Raw genomic sequence first — 16,419 nt, forward strand, 5'->3', positions numbered from 1 at the left:
GGGGCGTGTGTGTCATCCTCACCCTCCCTGCCGCGGCGTGATGATCTCTATTTCATCCCCGGCCTTCAGTGCGGTCTCCGCCCACTGGCTGCGCGGCACCACGTCGTAATTGATGGCAATGGCGCAGTGCGTGCCCTCATAATCGAGTTCGCTGAGCAGCGCGGCCACATGCGACGACTGGATGTCGCGCTGTTCGCCATTGACGGTCACTTGCATTGCATCACCTCATTGTCGATCGCACCACGCTGCACATAGTTCAGCGTCAGCTCCGCGAGCGCAGGCGCCAGCAGGAAGCCGTGGCGATAGAGGCCGTTCACCGCGATCGTGTTCTTGTCGATCGCAATGCGCGGCAGATTGTCGGGGAAGGCCGGGCGGAGGCCCGACCCGAATTCGAGAATGCGCGCTTCGGCGAAGGCCGGATGCACCGCGTAGGCCGCGCCGAGCAGTTCCAGTGCCGAACGCACGCTGACGCCGTCGCCTTCATTCTCGATCGAGGTTGCACCCAGCATGAAGCGGTTGTTGGCGCGCGGGATCACGTAAAGCGGCCAGCGCGGATGCATCAGGCGCACCGGGCGCGACAGCTGCACCTCATCGCTTTCGATGATGATGATCTCGCCCTTGACGCCGCGCAGCTTCGATCTCTCGTCCTGCTCGCGTGCATAGAGACCACGGCAATCGATCACGATCCCGTCGAGGTCGTCGGCCTTCGCCGCGCAATTGTATTTGATGATGCCGCCGGCGGCGGTGATGCGCCGATGCAGTTCGGGCAGCACCAGCCGTGGCTCCACATGGCCTTCGCCGGGATAGAACAGCCCGTCGCGAAAACGGCCTTCCAGCGAGGGCTCGATGTCGGCGACACCGGCCGCATCCAGCCGGGTATGGCCGGAGGTCATTTTCGCGAAGCGTTCGAAATCGCTGCGGTCGCGTGCATGCGCGATCACCAGCGAGCCGTTGAACGGGGTGTCGGGGAGTTCCGCGCGCCACAGGTCGAGTGCGCGCAGCCCCAAACGCGACACCACGGGCTCGGAGACCTCGGCCTCGCACCACGGCGCCAGCATGCCGCCGCCCCAATGGGTGGTGGCATCGCGCATGTCCGCATTGTCGCGCTCATAGAGCGTGACGGCGTGCCCGGCCTTGGCGAACAGCAAAGCCTGCCACGCACCAGCGATACCCGCGCCAATGATGGAGATAGGAGAAGTCGCAACGCCTGATCCGGCGTGCGACGCATGCGTCGTCTGATTCATCCCTGTCCCTTCGCCGGCATGACCCGGATCAGGTTCAAAGGGTCACCGCGGTATCGCATCGCTCGGGGATCGAGCATGCAAGCTAGCGGTATCTCAGCTCCTCGTCGGAGCCCCCCTCGGAACGTCTCTAATTTAAACCTCCGGCCGGGCGTGTCAACGCGCCTTCACCGAATGGTCACAGTCGCAAATCTGGTTACTGCGCCGCGACGCTGGCCTGGGCGTCCAGTTTCAGCCGCTCCGCATCCTTGGCGAAGATCGGCTGATGCGGCGGCGCGGAAACCTGCTGGCGCTGCCGCTTGGCGGCGTAGTAGTAGCCGCCGGCATAATAACGCACCGCGCGGTTGTGGTCGCCATGGGCGGCGCGATAGGCGCCGGCGAGATATTTGATGCCGTAAGTGAGATTGGTGTCGGGATCGCGCAGGCCCTCGGCACTGCCGCTGTAGCCGACGCCGCGGGCGGTCGCGAGCTTGATCTGCATGAGGCCGATGGTGCCGCCACGGCCGATCAGATGCGGCTGATACTTGCTCTCGCGCATGATGACGCGATGCACCAGCGCTTCCGGCACGCCATTGGCCTGGGCATGGGATGCGGCCATGGCCTGATAGTCGGCGCGCTGTTGCGCATGGGCGAATTGCGGGAGGGCGGCGAGGGTGATAGCCGACGCCAGGACAGTCGAAATACGGGTCATCAATGGTCTCGAAAATCGCATCGGCGGCGTTTAGCCGGCCGGACTTTCAGATGGCCTAAACCATCCTGTTCAATTCTTGTCGTTTGAGGCGCGAATTGAGTCTTTCTCGGGGCGGCAAGGCCCGGTTCCGGCAGCGATTTACCTCAAATTATGCCGCGCCGTGGTCTGTTGGGCGCATTCGCGGCTGCTCATGCCATTCTGCCACGGTCTGCTCTGCCCATGACGATGTCTGTCGCCCATGCCACCGATGCTCGCAAGCTGGACGTGTTGCTGCCGCTCTGGGTCGGCATCGGCGTCTATGCGCTGCTGCTCGCGGCCGGCAGCGGCCTCTTGAACGATCCCGACACCTACTGGCAGATCACGCTCGGCCAGTGGATGCTCGATCATCACGCGGTGCCGCGCACCGATCTCTATTCCTTCACCATGCAGGGGCAGCCCTGGATCTCGACCCAGTGGCTCGCGCAGGTCGCTTACGCTCTGTCCTACGGCATTGCCGGCTGGGCAGGTCCGGTCGTGCTCGCGGCCGCTTCCGGGTCGCTCGCCATCGCGCTGCTTGCGCGCTTCCTTGATCAACGGCTGACGCGCACCGCAACGCTCGTCATCCTCTGCGCGACACTGGCGCTGATGGCCGGCCACATGCTGGCGCGGCCACATGTGCTGGCGATGCCGGTCATGGTGGCTTGGGTCGCGGGTCTCGTCGATGCGATGGATCGCAAGGGCGCACCGTCATTCTGGCTGCTGTCGCTGATGGTGCTGTGGGCCAACATGCATGGCGGCTTCGTGCTCGGCCTCGCGCTGATCGGTCCGATCGCACTCGATGCGATCTGGCATGCGCCGAAGGACCGGCAGGCGCGTGTGTTCGTGCGCTGGGCACTGTTCGGCATAGCCGCCCTCGCGGCCAGCTGCATCACGCCTTACGGCTGGGAAGCACTGCTGGCGTCGCGGCGTATCCTGAGCCTCGGCGCAGCGCTTGCCGTGATCGGCGAATGGCGGCCGGCCGATTTCGGCCATGCCGGGCCGCTTGAAATCTCCGTGCTGGCCGCCTTCGCCTTCGTGCTCTGGCGCGGCATCACGCTGCCACCGATGCGCATCGTGCTGGTGCTGGGCTTCGTCTATATGGCGCTCGGTCATGTCCGCAATGCCGAGGTGCTGGCGCTGCTGGCGCCGCTGGTGCTGGCGAAACCGCTCGGCGAGCAGATCGGTCGCAACCCGGAGCGTGACGCGAGCGCTTCGCCGAACCGCCTGCTGCTTGCGGGCATTGCACTGTGCCTGGTCGTCGGGACGGTCGCCGTCGCCTCGCTGCGCCACTACACGCCGTCGGAGCGTTCCGCGCCGATCGCCGCGGTGGATGCGTTGAAGAAGCTGAATGTCAGCCGCGTCCTCAATGATTACGATTTCGGCGGCTATCTGATCTGGCGCGGCGTGCCGACCTTCATCGATGGCCGCACCGAATTGTTCGGCGAGAAGCTGATGGTAGACCATAACGATGCCAGCGGCCTGATGAAGCCGGACAATCTGTTCCGCCTGCTCAAGGACTACAGGATCGACGCCACCTTCATGCGCACCGAAAGCGCCGCGACAAAACTGCTGGATCGCATCGATGGCTGGGAGAAAGTCTATAGCGACGATCTCGCGACCATTCATGTGCGGAAGAGCGATGCGACCTTCAAAGTGAATGAGTAGCCCGGATGGAGCGAAGCGTAATCCGGGGACGGCGAATTGCTGATACTCCGATTCCCGGATTTCGCTCCGCTCCATCCAGGCTACGAGGCTACGTCGCCGCCGGCAATGTGATCCTCACGATCAATCCCTGTGGCTGACGATCCCGCAGCGTCAGCTCGCCGCCATGTGCCAGCGCGATCGCGCGGGCGATGGACAGCCCCAGCCCGAATCCCGCCGCCTCGTGATCCATGTTGCGCGCATCGTCGCCGCGGACAAAAGGCTGCAGCATCGCGCTCTTCTGCGCGTCGGAAATTCCGGGCCCGTCATCGGCTACATCGATGACGGCGCCGCTGTCCGACACGCTCAGCGTGATCGATGCCTCGCCGCCGAATTTCACGGCATTCTCGACGAGATTGGTCACCGCGCGGTGCAGGTCGTCCGGCCGCGCCATGGCCATGGCATGCGAGGGGCCGTCATAGGTGACGAGTTGGCCGATATCGGCGAACTGGTCGGCGATGAGTTGCAGCGTGGTGGCGATGTCGGTGAGGGTGGGCGCTTCCAGCCGCCGGTCATTGCGCAGGAAGGACAGCACCGCTTCCAGCATCGCGCGCATCTGGTCGAGGTCACGCAGCATATGGCGGCGGCTGTTTTCGTCCTCGATAAATTCCGAGCGCAGTCGCAACCGGGTGATCGGCGTGCGCAGGTCGTGGCTGATGGCGGCGAGCATCTTGGTGCGATCGTCGATCAGCGCGGTGATGCGTTCGCGCATGCGGTTGAGCGCGCGCGCAACGGCGCGGATTTCCTCGGGCCCGCGTTCGGGCAATGGCGCGGCGGTGCCGCTGAGGCTGAACTCCTCCGCCGTCCGCGCGAAGGACGACAGCGGCTCCGCAAGCACCCGCGCGGCCCATAGACCAAGCAGTGTCAGCGTGATCACTGCGAACATGAAAGTGAGGAAGATCGGGCTGCCGAGGAACGGCCGCGGCCGCCGTTCGGACAATTCGCTCACCGAGAATTTCTGTCCGTCGGGGAGCACGACGCCGACGCGCTCGCCAGCCAGCGGCACGACATGAATATCCGGGCCGAGGGTCCGGTTGATGCGCAGGAGGGACGGCGCACGGCGTCGGTCGTCAGTGTCGGCGGCCTGGACAAAGCCACCAGGCTCGAGGCGGAGATCGAATTTCGGAAAGGTCTGCGACATCCGCGCGAACAAGGCGGGCCGCTCATCGGCCGGTGTCGTCGACAGCAACCTAGCCATCGCTACCAGTTCACCCATGCCGCGCTCCGGCGGTTGCGGCTGGTCGGGCCGCAGCACGGCGAAGCCGACGCCGATGAGGAGGTGAATCGCGACGATCGACATCACGACCAATGCCGCGATCTGGCCGCTGATGCGCCGAAGATTGAGGACGTTCAGCAGCCGCATGATCAGGCCGGCTGGACCGCGCCGATGGTCTGCACGTCCGGCGTGAACATGTAGCCGCCCGAGCGCACGGTCTTGATCAACTGCGCATCCTGCGGATCGGCCTCGATCTTGCGACGGATACGGCTGACCAGCACGTCGATGCTGCGCTCGAACGAGCCGGCATTTCGGCCCTGCGTGAGGTCGAGCAGGCTGTCGCGCGACAGCACGCGGCCGGGGCGCTCGACAAAGGCCTGCAGCAGGTCGAATTCCGCGGAGGTCATCGCAATGCGTGCGCCTTCGGGATTGCGCAGCTCGCGCAGGCGGAAATCCATCTGCCAGCCGAGGAAGGCGAGGGAGGTCGCATGCGGCGTCGCGCTGGCATTAAGTGCATTGGTCTGCCGGCGCAGCACCGCATTGATGCGGGCCAGGAGTTCGCGCGGATTGAACGGCTTTGGCAGATAGTCGTCGGCGCCCATTTCGAGCCCGAGGATGCGGTCGACATCCTCGCCGCGCGCTGTGAGCATGATGATCGGCACCTGCGACTCCGCGCGCACGCGGCGGCACAGGCTGAGACCGTCCTCGCCGGGCAGCATCACGTCGAGGATCATGAGGTCGATGCGGTTGTCCGTCAGCGCCCTGTCCATCTCGCGGCCGTCGGCAGCCACCGTGACATTGCAGGCGTTGGTACGCAGATACTTCGCGATCAGCGTGCGGGTTTCGCGGTCGTCTTCCACGACAAGGATATGGGGAGGGTTTGCCATGTGGACCCTTGTGGCGGGGATTGGCGCCTTTTGCAGGGAAAATTTGTTTCGGTCTGTTGCTGTTCCAGCCCAGCGTAACGCCAGGCAATATCTTGGCAAGCGGGCAGCAAGACCCCGTTAAGATGGTTAATCCGAGATGGCAGCCGCAAGTCCACAGGATCAGGCCAAAGCCTCGCGGAGCAGATCATGACGTCCATTTCGGCTGCATCCAGCAGCCTCTATCAATCGCCTCTCCAGAAGCTGCAGCAGGAGCTGCAGGCCGAACTCACCACGGGAAAGATCAGCAGCGGCGATCAGGATGCGTTGTCAGCGGCGCTCGACAGCATCGACCAGTCGATGCAGGCCGATCGCGGCAACACGAGCAGCACGCGTCCCGAACCGGGCGAGATGAAATCGAAGATCGACGACCTGATCGGCGCACAGGTCTCGAGCGGCAAGCTCACCTCGGATCAGGCGGACGAACTCAAGGGCATCTTTGAAGCTGCTTTCGCCGACGGCCCCGGCGGTGCGCGCGGTGCGGGTGGTCCGCCTCCGGGCGGCGCCGGCGGCCCGCCGCCCTCGGACGGCGCGGACGATGGCGATGACACGGACAGCACGACGGATATCAACGACATCATGCAGCAGTTCCTGAACTCGCTGCAGCAGTCGCTGGAAGCATCGACGTCGCGGGCCTACAGCGCCAGCGGCGTCACTTCATCGGGAACCACGGCGTCCTTCACGGCGCTGCTGGTGGATTACAAGAGCTGAGTTCCGCAGCCGCCATCCTTGCATGTCATCTGGAACCTCTCTCGCCGGTCATCATTGTTCCTCCTAACTAACAACAAACGGAGGCAATGATGGCTCTCGATGTCATGACTAGGCCGCACACACTGATTGCGAGCGACCGGATCGAGGGAACTGCGGTGCGGCGCGCCAATGGCGAGCGCATCGGTCATATTGAAAGGCTGATGATCGACAAGATCAGCGGCAAGGTGTCCTACGCGGTGATGTCCTTCGGCGGCTTTCTCGGAATCGGCTCCAATTTGCTGGCCGTGCCGTGGGCGCTACTTAGCTACAACCGCAAGCTCGACGCCTACCAGCTCGATATCAATGATGAAGATCTGAAGAGCGCGCCTTCCTTTACCGAGAAGCGCGATTTCGATTGGGGCGATCGCACGCAAGAGGAAGCGCTGCATCGTCACTATGGTGTCGCGCCCTATTGGGGCGAGTTCTAACTACACTTCGTTCCGAACTGGTCGAAGACAATTTGGCGCAGCTACAAATTCATGCCGGAACCGGAACTGTGGCCAAATCCTCGCGTTGCTTTGATATAGGTGGCAACAACAGGAGGAACATATGTTCAAGAAATATATGACGGCTGGTATCGTTGGTTCCGCATTGCTCGCAACTGCAGCTTTCGCGCAGAACCCGGGCAGCACGACGACAACGGCACCTGCCGCGACGACGACTCCGGCGCCCGCAGCTGCTGACACGTCGTTCAACGGCAACTGGCGTACCTCGAAGGTCGTTGGCCTCAATGTGTATAACGAAGCCAACGAAAGCCTCGGTTCTATCAATGATCTTCTGACCGACAAGGAAGGCAACATCAAAGCCGTGGTGATCGGCGTGGGTGGTTTCCTCGGCGTCGGTGAGCGTCTGATCGCCGTGCCTTATGACAAGATCAAGTTCATGAATGAGCCGGTGCAGACCTCGGCGGCCGCAAGCGGCGGCTCGATGTCCAAGTCGTCGGGCAGCACGTCCAGCGGCATGACCACGGGCGCAGCCACGTCGGGCGGCTCGGCCGGTGGCGCAGCAGCGACCCCGCCGAAGCAGAACCCCTGGTATCCTGACCATGCGGTGCTGAGCGGCGCCAGCAAGGATCAGCTGAAGGCAATGCCGGAGTTCAAGTATTCGACCTAACGTCGGTCGAACATCAATCCGGATGGCGTCACATTGGTGGTGATGTCATCTGACGAAGAGGGCGCGTCCACTCCTGCTGGGCGCGCCCTTTGTCGTGCAGGCACCGTCGTTATAAATTCGGCAGCTTCGTCACGGTGACGTTGATCGCACCCTCGGCCTCGGCGATCACGCGCAGCGTCTTCGAGTCGAAGGCAATGCCGCCGAGCCTGAGTGCCGTGATGTCGGCGCCGACGCGCAGGCCGTCCTCGTTCTTCTGGAAATCCGCCAGGACGCCCGCGATCTTGCGCTGCGCATTGGACGCGAACGGCTTCAGATCGATCACCGCGCGCTCCGCCAGCGTGCTTTCCAGCAACGGCATCGCCGCACGCGCGGCGGCGCCGAGCAGGCCGAAGGCGGCTTCGGATTCCACCGCGAGTTCCGGATTGGTGAAGCGCATGACCTGGCTCGCCTGATCCAGTGCGGGCTTGCCCCACACGTGGATGGTGGCTTCACCGCCAAGGCCGAACCAGCTCGACTTCTCCTTGCCATTCACCAGCAGCGAGATCAGCAGCCGGTCGCCGGAGGCGCGCATGGTGGCCTTTTTCACCGTGACCGCGACCGAGCCCGTGCCGTCTTCCGGGAATGTCTTGCCGGCGAGCTGCGCCTCGATGATCTTGTTGAGCTCGACGAACGGCATGTCGATGGGCACGCCGATATTGAGCTTGCCGGGGCCGGGCGGCACGATGGCCAGCGTCGCCGGGAACGGGCAGTTCGGCGTGCTCTGCGTGCCGGTCACGCGCGTCTCCGCCTCGACGCCGAGAATGAGATTGATATTGCTGCCGTCGATGCGCGGCTGCGCGGCGATGGCGCGGGTCGGCTTCAATTCGAGATACAGGTTCTGCACCGAGCTTGCGCCCTGCAGCGGGATGGAGCGGCACAGCTTGGCCCATTCCCGCCGCGCATTCTGCTCGAATTGCGGATCGTTGCGCAGCCGCTGCTGTACGGCGGCGATCTGCTCGTTCACCGCATTGTCGATCATCGGCTTCACCTGCGCCGGCACATTGACGCGCACGCCGCTCACCGATGCGCTGGTGTCGCCGAGATTGACCTGCGCGGTGAGCCCGGGCTCGATGCGCCAGTTCGGCGTCAGCCGCGGCTGCGACGCCACCACCACATTGCCGCGGATCTCCGCATTGGCGTTGACGTTCTTGATATTGACGCTGCCGAGCTGCTTCGCGACATTGCCGCCGAGCAGGTTGCCGAGCGCGCCGCCGATGGCATCGCGCACATTGGATGACAATTCGCCGCTCACATTCAGCGTGCCATTCAGGGGCGTGGTCATGGTGAGCGTGTCCTGCGCACCGGTGACGGCGATGGCGCCGCGGGCGGCGCTCCATTTGATATCGGCATTCTGCAGCAGCTGCTGGGCGGGATTGTCGGCGGTGCCGGCGAAATTGCGCGGCGCGCCTTTCTCGGCGACATCGCGGATCGCGGTCAGCGCCACCGCGATCGGCGCGACGATGGTGGAGCTGCGCGGCGGCGAGGGCGGCAGCGGCGGCAATTCGACCAGCGTCGGCGCGGCGCCGGAGCCGCGCGGCGCCACATAATCCATGATCTTCAGCGCAGCCACGAAAGAAACGGCGATCAGCACACCGCCGATCAGAATGGTCTTCAGACGCATGATGTCCCCGCAGGCAGTATGCGGGGACAGTACATCAAGGGGCGAAGTGGGCAAAGTAAGGCGCGGACATGTCGTTCCGTGTCGACGAACGCCTATCCATTATCCCCGCCGGCCACCGGCGCTGTCGGCCCGCCGATCCATCGGCAGCACGATCACCCTGGTCCCGACATTCACCCGCGCATACAGATCCGACACATCCGCATTGGTCAGGCGGATGCAGCCGGACGACACTTGGGTCCCGATGGTCTCGGGCATGTTGGTGCCGTGGATGCGATAGATCGTATTGCCGAGATACATGGCGCGGGCGCCGAGCGGATTGCCGGGGCCGCCGGCCATCTGGCGCGGCAGATAGGGCTGGCGCGCGATCATTTCCGCGGGCGGCGTCCAGTCCGGCCATTCCGCCTTGCGTGTCACCGTCTGCACGCCGGACCAGGTGAAGCCGTCGCGACCGACGCCGATGCCGTAGCGGATCGCCTGGCCACCACCGAGCACGTAATACAGATAGGTGTTCGGCGTATCGATGATGATGGTGCCCGCCGCCTCGCGGGTCGGATAGGTGACGATCTGGCGCTTGAAGCGCGCGGGCTGTTCGATCGCCGGACGCTCGTCTTCGCGCTGCTGCGGCGCCTGATAATAAGGCGCCGGCTCGGTCTGCGTTGGCGGCAGCTGCACCGGCGGCGACATGAAGAAGGGAAACAGCGGCAGCGGCGCAGCGTGCGCCGGCGCCAAGGCGCCTAGTGCGGCGGTGGAGAGGGCGCCGATCGCGAGGGCGAGACGGCGGACGTTCATTTCAAGGCGAGCGAGCCTGAACATGGGATACTCCGTTTGAGCGCCTGTTGATGAGCGCCCGTTCGGCGCTTCGTTGGCGACAGGAGTACCCGGAGCTGGTTTCAGGGGATTTGCGTCGACGCCGCAAAACGATGTCATCGCGGACGATGAATGTGTCGTCCGTGCTTCATCGCGAAGTGTAGTTGCGGGTTGGTATCGAGCCGGATTACAATGATACGGGCGACTGGGTTGATCGCTTAACCGTAGGGAAGGGACCGCGTAGGATGGGTTGAGCGCAGCGAAAACCCGTCAGCCGACCAGTGAGAAAATCTTCGCCGATGGTTTTCGCTCCGACGCTGCGCGCCTCCACTCAACCCATCCTGCGGTCCGCACTGGTTGCTACAGCATGCCCAGCACGATGGCGCCGACAAAGGCCATGGCGGCATAGGCAGCGACAATGCTCAGCTGGCTGACGAATGCGGTCATGGCGGTGCCTCCCTCTCGCGTGTTTCAGCGCGGGGCAACGTCGAAGCGCAGCAAGCGTTCCGCAAAACACTTATCATTGCCCGGATCGGTTGCAGCCCGTTTGCGCTACCCTGTTACCGAAATGACGCACCTGCACCGAAAGCACCGCGTTCGATACGACGTGCAGATCGGTCGCATTGTACCGCCGAGGCGAATCGCTGAAGCGTGGCGAAAATGTGTTCGTGTGAGTGGGCGTTGGTGAAACGCGCGGGGCCACGCGAGGTCCACACCAGCCTGACCTGACATCGCTCGAAGCGGACACAGCGCGCACACTCGCCTGCGCGACTGGAATGCCGACAGCGAAGTCGGTGCAATTGCTGGGAATGCCTTGATGTCGCCATCGCCGTTCGACGTGACCCGTGTCGCCAGCCTGTCCGCTCACACCGGCGACAGGCCATCTCACAGCTTTCGGTCACCGGCGCGGCTCCAGGTGCGGTGGCGTTGCGCGGCAAGCGCGCTGGTGCTCGCGCTGGCGACACTGGCGACACCGGTCTTTGCGCAGCAGACCGGTGGTAACGGCGGCACCGGCAATGCTGGGGGCACAACCAGCCCGGCGGATGGCACGGCAACTGCGGGCACAGATGGCATGGGCGGAGGCGGCGGCGGTGCCGGTATCGTCGGTGGTTATGGCGGCAACGGCGACCAGGGCGCTGGCGGGGCAGCCGGCGGTCAGACGGCTGGGGCCAATGGCGACCCTGGCACATCCAGCACCGGTGGCGGCGGCGGCGGCGGCGCGCATGGGGCGACATCGTTTCCGTTGGGTGGTTCGGTAACGGGCGGCAACGGTGGAAACGGTGGCACCGGCAACGGCGCGGGGGCTGAAGGCGGCGGCGGTGGTGGTGGCGGTTACGGGGTCTTCGTCGTCGCCCCCGCCTTCAGCGGAACGTCAGACCAGATCATCAGGGGCGGCAACGGGGGCAGCGGTGGCAATGCCGCAAACTTTGGCGGGTCGGGCGGCGCCGGCGGCGTCGGCGTATTTTTCTCCGGTTCGGCCTCGCTGATCAATCAGTCGTCGATCCAGGGCGGCAACGGCGGCGCTCGCGGCACCGGCAGCCTCGGTTCGTCCATGGCTGGCGCCGGCGGCGCCGGCATCGTCGGCGCGAACCTCGCCATCGACAACCGGCTCGGCACCATCGCGGGTGGCATGTCCGGCGACGGCTTCACCCAAGCCGATGCCATCACCTTCACAGGTGGCGCCAACACGCTGACACTGGCCACCGACATGGCCGCGATCAATGGCGGCCTCACCGGCAATATCGGCATCACGGCGGCCGGCAGTACGGTGACCTTCGAACAGAACGACCACAATGTCACGCTGTCCAGTGCCATCACCGGCCTCGGCGGCATCATCAGCTCGTCGGGTTCTCTGATCCTCACCGGCACCAACACCTATTCCGGCGGTACCGAGATTCGGGAAGGTATACTGCGGATCGGTAACGGCGGGACGACCGGATCGATCATCGGCGATGTCGTCAACAGGGGCTCGCTGGGCTTCAACCGTAGCGATGCCGTCACGTTCGATGGCGCGATCTCGGGCACCGGTCATGTGTCCAAGAACGGCGGCGATACGTTGACGCTGACCGGCACGAACACCTATTCAGGCACAACGTATATCTATGACGGCACCCTGCGGCAGGGGTCGGCAGGCGCGCTGTCGGAGAACAGCCGTTTCTATGTCGGAAGCGGCGCGACCCTCGACCTTGCTTTCGGCAATGCGACAATCGCCGCGCTGCAGGCCGAAGGAGACGTGGAGCTCTACGGCCATACGCTGACATTCGGAAGCAACGGCCGGGATACGTACTCTTCCGGCACGATCTCGAACGGCAATCTCGTCAAGACCGGCACCGGTGAGTGGAATTTCTGGGGCACCGCGAGCAACATCGCATCCATGCGGGTCGATGGCGGCCTGCTGAGTATCGACAGCATCATGCCAACGACGCAGGTCACCGTGAATGCGGGAGGCACGCTCGGTGGCTCCGGCACCGTCGGCACCACCACCATCGCTGGCGGTACGCTGGCGCCGGGCAACACCCCGCGTTATTTCGGCCCCCCGGCCCGCGCCATCGACCTGCTCACCGTGCAGGGCAATCTCGTGATGACCGCGGCCTCAACCTATATGATCGACGTCGCGCCGACCAATGCCGATCGCGTCAATGTCACCGGCACGGCAGATCTCGGCAATGCGACGGTGCAGGCGAAATTCGCGCCGGGCAGTTACGTCGCCAGGCAGTACACCATTCTGAATGCGACCGGTGGACTCAGTGGCACGGTGTTCGGCTCGGTGGTGAACACCGGTCTGCCATCGGGGTTCAGCACTGCGCTGAGCTACGATGCCAACAACGTCTATCTCAATCTGTCGCTCGGCTTCGGCATGCCCGGCGGGCTCAACGGCAATCAGGCCAATGTCGGCCGCGCACTCACCGATTTCTTCGATCGCACGGGCGGCATCCCGCTGGCTTTCGGTTCGTTGAATGCCCAGAGCCTGACGCAAGTCTCCGGCGAGGTCGCCACCAGCAGCCAGCAGACCAGTTTCGACGTCGCGAACCTGTTCCTGACGCAGATGACCGATCCCTTCTCGGCCGGCCGCGGCGAGGGCGCGCCGGGTGCGATGTCGTATGCCGACGAGGCGATGGCCTATGCGCCGAAGCGCGCGCCGACCGACGCCTTCGCATCGATGCATCGCAAGGCGCCGATCCTCGCGCCGCGGGAGCGCTGGAATGTCTGGGCCGCCGGCTTCGGCGGTTCCCAGACGACGGATGGCAATGCGGCGGCGGGATCGAACAATAGCAAGTCGAGCATCTACGGCATGGCCGTGGGTGCGGACTACTGGTTCTCGCCGTTCACGGTCGCAGGTCTCTCGATGGCTGGTGGCGGCACGAACTTCTCGGTGACGGGTGGCGGCACTGGTCGCTCGGATCTGTTCCAGCTCGGCGGCTTCATCCGGCACAATGTCGGCTCGATCTATGTCACCGCCGCTGCCGCTTACGGCTGGCAGGACATCACCACGGAGCGCACCGTCACAGTCGCTGGTCTTGATCAGCTCCGCGCGAACTTCAACGCCAACAGCTACTCAGGCCGTTTCGAGGTCGGCAATCGTTTCGTCGCGCCATGGATCGATGGCATCGGCCTCACGCCCTATGCCGCCTTCCAGGTGACAGCGTTCGATCTGCCGTCCTATGCGGAAAGCGTCGTCGCCGGCAGCAACACCTTTGCGCTCACTTACGCCGGCAAGACCGCCATCTCGCCACGCAGCGAACTCGGCCTGCGCACGGACAAATCCTTCGCCGTCAACGATGCGATCCTGACGCTGCGCGGCCGTGCGGCATGGGCGCACGACACCAATCGCGATCGCTCGGCGTCGGCGACCTTCCAGTCGCTGCCGGGCGCCAGCTTCATCGTCAACGGCGCGTCGCTCGCGAAGCACACGGCGCTGACCTCGGCTTCGGCAGAGTTGAAGTGGATGAATGGCTGGTCCGTCGCTGGCACGTTTGAGGGCGAGTTCTCGGACGTGACCCGGAGCTATGCCGGCAAGGGCGTGGTGCGCTACGCGTGGTGACGTCGCTACCGCAAGCGGAGACCAAAGTTGTCAATTGCCCCACTTGCGGCAATTCGGTCCGTAACGGTCCGAGATCGAGGACGCCGCGCGCTGACGATCCACTACGAAAATTCGTGACCGGAGCGTCATTGTCCACGGCGATGGGCGAGGGCGCTCCGCCTTATTTCGGCCTCTGGTCTGCCGCCGTGCGACCGCACCGCATGCGCGACGGGCAGCAATTTCAGCACTCGAGAACCGGCATGTTGAAGAGTCATTAAAACATTTAATTCAATTTGCCCGCATGACGCGCGGAGTTCGTTTGTATCTCGTCGGCTCCTTCGTCCTTGTCTCGATGGCAGGTTGCGGCAAAGGTTTGTTTCAAACCGAAGTGCGCGACCCCTGGCGAGCCGAGGCAGAAGTCGCATGCATGAAGTCGGGCGCCGTGCGCGAGAGCGCCGGCCTGGTCCGCATCGAACCTATTTCAGGTCCCGGTGTGTGCGGCGCCGAGTTTCCGCTGAAAGTCGCAGCGCTCGGGGAATCCAACAGCACGATCGGCTTTGCCGATGAGGCACCGCGCCCGCCCGGCGGCATTGGCGGTGGCCCGTCGCGCTGGCCCGGGCAGCAGGCGCCGTCGCAGCCGATGGTGCGCGCGACCAGCCAGTATCCGAATTCCTATCCGCAATCGGCGCCGCCGCAGCAGCAGCCATCCTATGGCGGCGGCTATAACGCGGGCTACGCCAATGCACCCGCTGGCAATGGCCCTGTCTCGCTGAATGCGCCCGGCGTTCACCAGGCCGAAGACGATATCAATCTGCCTGCCGACGGCATGCCGGAGCAGGACATGCAGCAGGCGATGCCGCGCAGCGCGCCGCCGCAGACGCGCGCACCTTATGGCCGCTACAGCTCCGGTCCCGCACTGAGCCAGCAGCAGGATTACGCTCAGCCACGGCTCGGTCCTGGTCCAGGCAATGTCACCGGCTCCGTCGGTCCTGTCGAAGTGAAGCCCACGGCGACACTCGCATGTCCGATCGTTTCGCAACTCGACAAGTGGCTGGCGGAAGTCGTGCAGCCGGCGGCGATGCGCTGGTTTGGCCAGCGCGTGGTGTCGATCCGGCAGATTTCCGCTTACTCCTGCCGCGGCATGAACGGCAATTCGCGCGCGCATATTTCCGAACATGCCTTCGGCAACGCCCTCGATATCGCGGCCTTCACCTTCGCCGATGGGCGCAACATGTCGGTCAAGAACGGCTGGAAGGGCCTGCCGGAAGAGCAGGGTTTCCTGCGCGACGTGCAGGGCGGCGCCTGCCAGTATTTTACGACGGTGCTGGCGCCGGGCTCCAACATCTATCACTACGACCACATCCATGTGGATCTGATGCGCCGGCCGAAGCGTCCGTCGATCTGCCGCCCTGCCGCCGTTTCAGGCGAGGAAGTCGCCGCGCGTGCCATGGGTCGCAGCTATGCCGGCCGCGGCAATTTCGATGGGCCAACCGGCTCGATCAAGAAACCAGCCAGCAAGAGCAGCCGCAAGACGCCGGACGACGAGGATTTCTACGAGAACGAATAGGCGTCAGGTCCGATAGGCTGCCAGGAATACGCGCACGGCACTGTTCACGACCTTGTCGATTTCCGCAGTTGTCGGGGATGGTTTGGCCTGGAAGATGAAGGGCTGAAACAGGGTCGCCTGGCAGGACATCATGAACTGCGCTGCGGCCAGCTCTGTATCCTCGATCTTCAGCTCTTTGGCCGAAACGCGCGCATCGAGATAGCCCGCGACTTGCCGGATCGCATGCGCCAGCACCGCTTCATAAAACCGTTTGCCCACGTCGGGCATCCGCTCGGCGATCGCCATCACGGTGCGGATCGCCGATCCGCCGCCGGGGCGGCATAGCAGCTGGATATAGCCGCGCCCGAACTCCGCGAGCGTGGTCTCCGCGTCTCGTTCCGGATCAAGATTGAAGACGGCCTTGCCCTGTTCGAGCTTTTCCTGCTCGACGATGGCCTCGAACAGCGCGTTCTTGTCGGTAAAATAGACATAGAGCGTGCCCTTCGACACGCCCGCCGCGCGCGCGATCTCGCCCATGCTGGCGCCGTCAAAACCCAATGTCATGAAGACCTTGCGCGCACCGTCAAGAATCTGCCGACGCTTGGCACTGTCTTCTTCGCCGACCTGAGCGAGGGGAGCATGGGGAGAGGCAACCATTCATTCAGCCTGTTGCAAGGGAGGGAGCCGCCGCAGCCCATCTGGCCTGTTTCCGGAATGGCTCGAAATCACAAT

Annotated in this window: 14 protein-coding genes and 1 riboswitch; of the genes, 6 read left to right on the top strand and 8 right to left on the bottom strand. The window is 64.3% G+C overall.

Annotation, left to right across the window (positions count from 1 at the left end; all coding sequences use genetic code 11):
- Window positions 1-18: 18 nt before the first annotated feature.
- From thiS to ACIQ17_RS12195, 3 genes are all read right to left on the bottom strand, one after another.
- Complete coding sequence (gene thiS / locus ACIQ17_RS12185; protein ID WP_398468845.1) at window positions 19-216, bottom strand: sulfur carrier protein ThiS; 198 nt, start codon at window positions 214-216, stop codon at window positions 19-21.
- Complete coding sequence (locus tag ACIQ17_RS12190) at window positions 207-1,244, bottom strand: FAD-dependent oxidoreductase (RefSeq protein WP_398468847.1); 1,038 nt, start codon at window positions 1,242-1,244, stop codon at window positions 207-209. The genes thiS and ACIQ17_RS12190 overlap by 10 nt, the downstream gene beginning before the upstream one ends.
- Window positions 1,232-1,371, bottom strand: a riboswitch (TPP riboswitch). (Overlaps the previous gene by 13 nt.)
- 66 nt (window positions 1,372-1,437) lie before the next feature.
- A complete protein-coding gene (locus tag ACIQ17_RS12195) occupies window positions 1,438-1,932 on the bottom strand; it encodes a transglycosylase SLT domain-containing protein (RefSeq protein WP_398468849.1) in 495 nt (164 codons plus the stop codon).
- Between the two features lie 219 nt (window positions 1,933-2,151).
- Between ACIQ17_RS12195 and ACIQ17_RS12200 the strand changes: the two genes are divergently transcribed.
- Entirely contained in the window at window positions 2,152-3,615 is a 1,464-nt protein-coding gene (locus tag ACIQ17_RS12200) for a hypothetical protein (protein ID WP_398468851.1), read from the top strand.
- Window positions 3,616-3,703: 88 nt separating this feature from the next.
- On the opposite strand, the gene ACIQ17_RS12205 is transcribed toward ACIQ17_RS12200, so the two are convergent.
- Window positions 3,704-5,014 (bottom strand): ATP-binding protein, encoded by a 1,311-nt coding sequence (locus ACIQ17_RS12205; RefSeq protein ID WP_398468853.1) that lies wholly within the window; start codon window positions 5,012-5,014, stop codon window positions 3,704-3,706.
- Between the two features lie 2 nt (window positions 5,015-5,016).
- Window positions 5,017-5,754 (bottom strand): response regulator, encoded by a 738-nt coding sequence (locus ACIQ17_RS12210; protein ID WP_398468855.1) that lies wholly within the window; start codon window positions 5,752-5,754, stop codon window positions 5,017-5,019.
- 186 nt (window positions 5,755-5,940) lie between these two features.
- Between ACIQ17_RS12210 and ACIQ17_RS12215 the strand changes: the two genes are divergently transcribed.
- From ACIQ17_RS12215 to ACIQ17_RS12225, 3 genes are all read left to right on the top strand, one after another.
- Entirely contained in the window at window positions 5,941-6,501 is a 561-nt protein-coding gene (locus ACIQ17_RS12215; RefSeq protein WP_398468857.1) for a hypothetical protein, read from the top strand.
- A gap of 89 nt (window positions 6,502-6,590) precedes the next feature.
- Complete coding sequence (locus tag ACIQ17_RS12220; protein WP_398468859.1) at window positions 6,591-6,968, top strand: PRC-barrel domain-containing protein; 378 nt, start codon at window positions 6,591-6,593, stop codon at window positions 6,966-6,968.
- Window positions 6,969-7,089: 121 nt separating this feature from the next.
- Window positions 7,090-7,653: a PRC-barrel domain-containing protein gene (locus ACIQ17_RS12225; protein ID WP_398468861.1), complete on the top strand. Its 564-nt coding sequence runs from the start codon at window positions 7,090-7,092 to the stop codon at window positions 7,651-7,653.
- 109 nt (window positions 7,654-7,762) lie between these two features.
- Here the strand turns inward: ACIQ17_RS12225 and ACIQ17_RS12230 are convergent, their stop codons facing one another.
- A complete protein-coding gene (locus ACIQ17_RS12230) occupies window positions 7,763-9,313 on the bottom strand; it encodes a DUF4403 family protein (RefSeq protein ID WP_398468863.1) in 1,551 nt (516 codons plus the stop codon).
- A 99-nt stretch (window positions 9,314-9,412) separates the two neighbouring features.
- Window positions 9,413-10,126 (bottom strand): L,D-transpeptidase, encoded by a 714-nt coding sequence (locus tag ACIQ17_RS12235; RefSeq protein ID WP_398468865.1) that lies wholly within the window; start codon window positions 10,124-10,126, stop codon window positions 9,413-9,415.
- An 811-nt stretch (window positions 10,127-10,937) separates the two neighbouring features.
- On the opposite strand from ACIQ17_RS12235, the gene ACIQ17_RS12240 reads away from it, so the two are divergent.
- Complete coding sequence (locus ACIQ17_RS12240) at window positions 10,938-14,162, top strand: autotransporter domain-containing protein (RefSeq protein WP_398468867.1); 3,225 nt, start codon at window positions 10,938-10,940, stop codon at window positions 14,160-14,162.
- A 280-nt stretch (window positions 14,163-14,442) separates the two neighbouring features.
- Window positions 14,443-15,708: an extensin family protein gene (locus tag ACIQ17_RS12245; protein WP_398468869.1), complete on the top strand. Its 1,266-nt coding sequence runs from the start codon at window positions 14,443-14,445 to the stop codon at window positions 15,706-15,708.
- 3 nt (window positions 15,709-15,711) lie between these two features.
- Here the strand turns inward: ACIQ17_RS12245 and ACIQ17_RS12250 are convergent, their stop codons facing one another.
- Window positions 15,712-16,344 (bottom strand): TetR/AcrR family transcriptional regulator, encoded by a 633-nt coding sequence (locus ACIQ17_RS12250; protein ID WP_398468871.1) that lies wholly within the window; start codon window positions 16,342-16,344, stop codon window positions 15,712-15,714.
- Between the last annotated feature and the right edge of the window lie 75 nt (window positions 16,345-16,419).

It is taken from the genome of Tardiphaga sp. (genome assembly GCF_044340795.1).
Classification (GTDB): Bacteria; Pseudomonadota; Alphaproteobacteria; order Rhizobiales; family Xanthobacteraceae; genus Tardiphaga.